4 protein-coding genes are annotated in these 4,944 nt (G+C 48.0%); all 4 read right to left on the bottom strand.

Features of this window, described 5'->3' with window-relative positions:
• Positions 1 to 1,366: PEGA domain-containing protein (locus B3180_RS08520; protein WP_286844009.1), on the bottom strand; the 1,366-nt coding region annotated here is incomplete at its 3' end.
• 41 nt (positions 1,367 to 1,407) lie between these two features.
• Positions 1,408 to 2,835, bottom strand: coding sequence for a tetratricopeptide repeat protein (locus B3180_RS08515; protein WP_278358429.1), 1,428 nt, complete (start codon positions 2,833 to 2,835; stop codon positions 1,408 to 1,410).
• A gap of 21 nt (positions 2,836 to 2,856) precedes the next feature.
• Positions 2,857 to 4,140 (bottom strand): hypothetical protein, encoded by a 1,284-nt coding sequence (locus tag B3180_RS08510; RefSeq protein WP_278354425.1) that lies wholly within the window; start codon positions 4,138 to 4,140, stop codon positions 2,857 to 2,859.
• An 18-nt stretch (positions 4,141 to 4,158) separates the two neighbouring features.
• Positions 4,159 to 4,692, bottom strand: a complete 534-nt coding sequence (locus B3180_RS08505) for a hypothetical protein (RefSeq protein ID WP_278354426.1) — start codon at positions 4,690 to 4,692, stop codon at positions 4,159 to 4,161.
• Between the last annotated feature and the right edge of the window lie 252 nt (positions 4,693 to 4,944).

Genomic DNA, 4,944 nt, shown 5'->3' with positions numbered 1-4,944 from the left:
GCACGGCGAACTGCGCCTCGGTAATTTCATGGCGCGATATCCATACGTCCCGTGAGAAATCCACTTTCACCTGATGTTCATTACGTCCACGGCTAGGTTCATTAACCGGTGACCCCATAGTAAACTTTTTCGGTGACAGGCGGCTCATTTCAATACCCAGAGTACTGACAAACAAAGGCTTGCCTTCTTTTCTTCTGGCATCAAACTCGCGCAGCATTTCTGCTTTTACGTTCAAAGTTCGCTCGCTGCTTGGCTGAAATTCCTGTTTCACGGTACGGTACCCGTTTTTTCGGAATTCAACTTGTGAAGGCAACGTCTGTAGCCTGGCACGAAAAGGCGTTACGCCCTGCTTCTGCCCATTAATGTATACTTCACTTGGCTCGTTTGCAGCAAAGGCCACATCGCCCATTTCTGGCGTCAACCTGAAGCTCAGCTGCTGATTTTCCGCTGGCCCTAATTTAACGGTCTGGCTTTGCTTAATATAACCAGCTTTTTCGTAACGAATAACGTGCTCTTTATTGGCATCAACACTAATTGGATTTTTTGCCGGCGCTCCGTTGACCAGCAACGCACCGCCTTTCGGACTCACTGAGACATTGACCGTTGCCTGAACGGGCTGAAGACGGTAGTTACGCTTCGGTTCTTTGTTGCGAACGGTTAAAGACACGGTGTCCGTGACCGGCTCATACCCCGGATAATTCACCACTACAGGGTAGTCGCCACCCACTTTAGCAACGGTTACCGGCGTTGACCCAACCTCTTTGCCGTCAAGGGTAACCGCAGCACCAGCCGGGCTGGAATTAATAGAGATAGTGCCACTAATAGGAGTTAACCGAATTTGTTCTTCAACTTTACCGTCTATTAGCGCTTCAATAGCCACTGAGGTCGGCTCGTAAGCCGGATGCGAGGCCGACACCGTATAAGTTCCCGGAGCAAACTCACCCTCAAAGGTAGAAGCCGTTTCGCGCTGCTCACCGTTAACTGACCAGACAATATTGTCTGCGCCCGGCTCTGTTGTTATCGTCACTTTTGCGGGCTTAGGCTCCAGCTCAACTTCAATAGTTGAAGGGCTGTTGTCGTTTACCTGCACTTCTTTGGTTTGGTACTTGTCGGCCGATACGGCTACAAGGCCACCAGAGCCTACCGCGTAATATTTGTTGTCGATGAAAAAGCCAACACCAGAATGAACAGCAAAGCGCTGAGTTTGCACGGCTTCTGCCGGTTTTACCGTAAAACTGTAACCTTTGGTTAAAAACAGCCAGCCAAAATAAATAACCAGCAGTGCAAGAATACCGACCGAGAAGCCAATAGCCATTAACCGTCGTTTACGTCGTCCTTTTTCAATGGCTTCGTCAAGTGAGTTCACGAAGTCTCTCCTGTTCTTTTATTATTTTTCGCTAAATTATGCTAAACGCGTTCGTTACATTGAACGTTAATAACAATAGGTGTGCCTGATTTCTCCACCACAACATCGACAATGGTTGAGCGGTATCCTTCGCGACTGCCTTCAAATTGATACTTACCCGGTTTTAACTGAATGGTTTTTTCTCTGACTTCACCCACAACCCCAACACCTAATACTTTTATATAGGTTCGGTTGTCGGAGCGAACCGTTACGTCTATGGGTTGATTTCCCCGCTCAATTAGCTGCTCAACCTGGCTTATTTTTTCACCCAGTTTAGCGCTCAGTTGCGTAAGCCCGCTGTAGCGCGAAACCGCATTCACAGCATTTTGACGAATGTTGTTATCGGCCAGACGATCCGGCCTATCAATATAAACATCCAGCGCGCTACTGGCTGCTAATATCTCACCTGCGCTTTGCTTTGCCTGCTGAACAACCTGGCTGTCCGGGTAATCAGCCATCCCCTTTTCCGCCAGTATCAGCACGGTTTGCCATTCGTCAGCCCCTGCAAATACCTGAATTCGCTTTTCCAGCGACTCCATACCCTGACTTTTTAACTCAGCGTCAATTTGCGCCTGCAGGGTTGCCAGTTCCGGTCGGTTGTTGTCTATAGCCGAAGCTTTGGCTAATGCTTCCTGGGCGCGATCAAAGTCCTTGCGATCAATCGCGTTCACCGCCGTTGCCAAAGCACGAGCAAAACGTTGTTGTTTAATTTGCTGTTCCACTTTCGCTAAGGCTGCCTTTGCATCCTGCTGTTGCGGATCAAGCTTTATAATTTGTTGATAAGCAGCACGCTGCTTCTCTATGTTACCTTCTACACCGCCCACTCTGGCCTGTTCATACAAATCAGCGACTTCATGGTAGGTGTCTATGCGCTTCTGCAACGCCATCGCGTCGCTAGAGTCGCCTTTTACCTTTAAAGCCTGAGCATTCAGCTGAGCAGCATCATCAATGTCGTCGGCAGCAAAGGCTTTTTCTGCGTCTGCATAAGGTTGTTTATAAGCCTTTTCAAACGCGCTTTGGTAGTTTGTAATATCCGTATTGAGTTGCTCGATAGTGGTTTGCGCCTGGCTGTAGTCACTGGCGCCGTAGTCATCAAAAGCTTGTTCTATATCAGCCTGAAAACCCGCGACTTTGACAGGCTTCCACTTAGACAAATACGGAGTAGCAACAAGTTCGGAAACACGCTGGTTAGTCTCGTTCAAAGCCGTTTGCAGCGCTTTTCTGTCTATTGCATGGTTAGCTAAACTAGCCTGCGACTCGTCTTTCTCCTCGGCTACCGGCGTGTCACCGCCAGAAACCGGGAAATAAGCGAGTAAGGTAACGACAACGCCAATCAGCAAACAGGCAAAAACGGAGGTAATTACGCCAGTTACAATAACTCTCTTCTTTTTAGCCCGGCTTTGCGCTATTTGCTCATCTACAGATGACATTGTTACCCTTCCCTGAGTGAATTAAAGCTGAGTTAATGGTGTTGATTCAAGGTCATAAATTTCTTTCAGCTTTTCGCGTAACTGAGCGTACTGCTCGCCGGCGGTACCAGTTAACTCAATGTTTTGCTCATTCAGCTCAACAACTTGTGGGGTTACTTTAATGTCCAGGTTTTGACCCATTTCATCAAGCAACGCACGCTGTGTGCCTAACTCGCGGTTAGTCTTTATTGCTTCACTTAAGCTGTATACCGCACCTAAACCTGCTGCCGCACTTGCTACCTGGCCAGCTGTAGAGCCGGAGTTCTTGCCCAGCAAAATTGCCGCTGTTGCTAAAATACCGGCGCCAACCTGAGCACGCGTTCGCTCTTCTTTTTTCCGGCGTATATCAATAGCAACCGGAAGAGTTTCCTGCTGATACGTGCGATATGCATCGTGTGTGCTTGCGTAGAACCTGTCGTAACTGTCCTGTAGCGAGTCAATAAACTGCTCGTCTTTCGCCTTAATAACGTTAACCCGCTGGTACATAGGGTCAGACTCAGCCGGAGCGCCGGTCAAAGTTATAGTAGAACGGTTCGAGAAAAAGTTACTGGACTCACCCAAATAGCCTCCAAAAGCCTCAGGGCTGTACATAGTGGCGTATCGCATATCTGAAACCGCCTGAATAGTTTTCTTTTCCTCATCGGACTTTTTCATTAGCAAGTCATAAACATAACCCGCAATGCTTTTAAAAATAGGTCCGTACGGGTTCTCACCCTTTCTTAATGCATCGCGGTAGAAACCCTCACCCACGCGAAACTCAAACTCTTCCTCGCCCCAAATTTGGTTACTGGCATCCATAACGCGAACGCCAATTTCAACCGTTTCAGTGTCTGAATAATTGATTTTTCCCAGCACATAAACATCCGCGCTTACATTGGCATCGGGCGTAACATTAACAGCGCCAAAAGCTTTAGTGTCAGAAAGCGCTTCGCGAGTATTAACGGCAAAACGATTGGCTTCTAAACGACGTACCTGTGGCCAAATGTCTTCCTCAACCAACTCTTCATCGTCGATATTCCCATACTCATCTTTTGGCAAACCTGGGTCAAAAACCGGAATAGCGACATTAAGATAAACATTGGAATTATAGCTGTAGCTGCGCTCTTCTTTTCCTAGCGCCTTAGAACTGCCCGGGCCACTCATACTTGGGCCTACACTGGTGACATTGGTTTGGGTTGACTGGCATCCGGCTAATGTAAATAGTGCGGAGAGTGTCATAACGACTGAAAATCGTTTTATTTTTTTTAGTTGAGCTAGTGTATTCATTGTTCTGTCTTCCATTAATTATTGACATCCATATTCGGCCATCAGGCCTTTGAAATGCTCTTTTTCTGCTTCTGTTGTGGCAGAAGCCATACCTTCTTTCACCGCGTCGCATACCGCCGAACTGCCACTACCGCTGTTGCCACGCTTATGATCTTTTGTATCCACTGATGAGCTTTCCGATACAGCTGAGCTCGACTGCTGTTGTGTTTCACTGCCCGTTGCACCACCTGCGCTCGAGCCGGTTGAACCCGATGCGCCTCCCGCCCCGGAACTGCCAGCTGCGGCTTCAGCAAGGTTGTCGGCGGCCGATGCAGTTGCCGCTTCCATACACTCGGCAGACTCATCCAAAGACGCAAAAAGCGCAGCTTCTTCAAGAGCAATGCGCTCTTGCAGTGTGAGAGTGCTGGGGTCTACGTCATCAAACTCAATATACGAACAGTCGGAGTAGCTGGCTTCCTGAGCTTGAGACACACTGCTTGTTAGAGCCAAAACGGAGAGCAAAAACACTGAAGCGTATGTAAAGCTAATAATCGATGAGCTGATTTTATCCACGGTGGGCCTATAACCTTGCCTGACGGGTAACTCGAAAAGAATATAAGGTTAAGATATTATATAAAGAAGTGTAAATAAACTGTAAATACGAAATTTCTATATTGCAAAGCGCGAAGCCTTGAGGCTTCGCGCTCGTACTGTCGTTAATCGGTCGTTCCGGCCTGCCTCTGAATAAACTGTCGGGTATCTTCCAGTAACGCCTTTCTCGCCGGTTCATGCACATACATCATGTGGCCGCCGTGGTAGTAGCGG

The sequence above is a fragment of the Idiomarina sp. UBA4206 genome, from assembly GCF_002383015.1.
GTDB classification, from domain to species: Bacteria; Pseudomonadota; Gammaproteobacteria; order Enterobacterales; family Alteromonadaceae; genus Idiomarina; species Idiomarina abyssalis.
The sequence above is the reverse complement of the archived record's forward strand: the minus strand, read 5'-3'. Positions and strand labels throughout refer to the sequence as shown.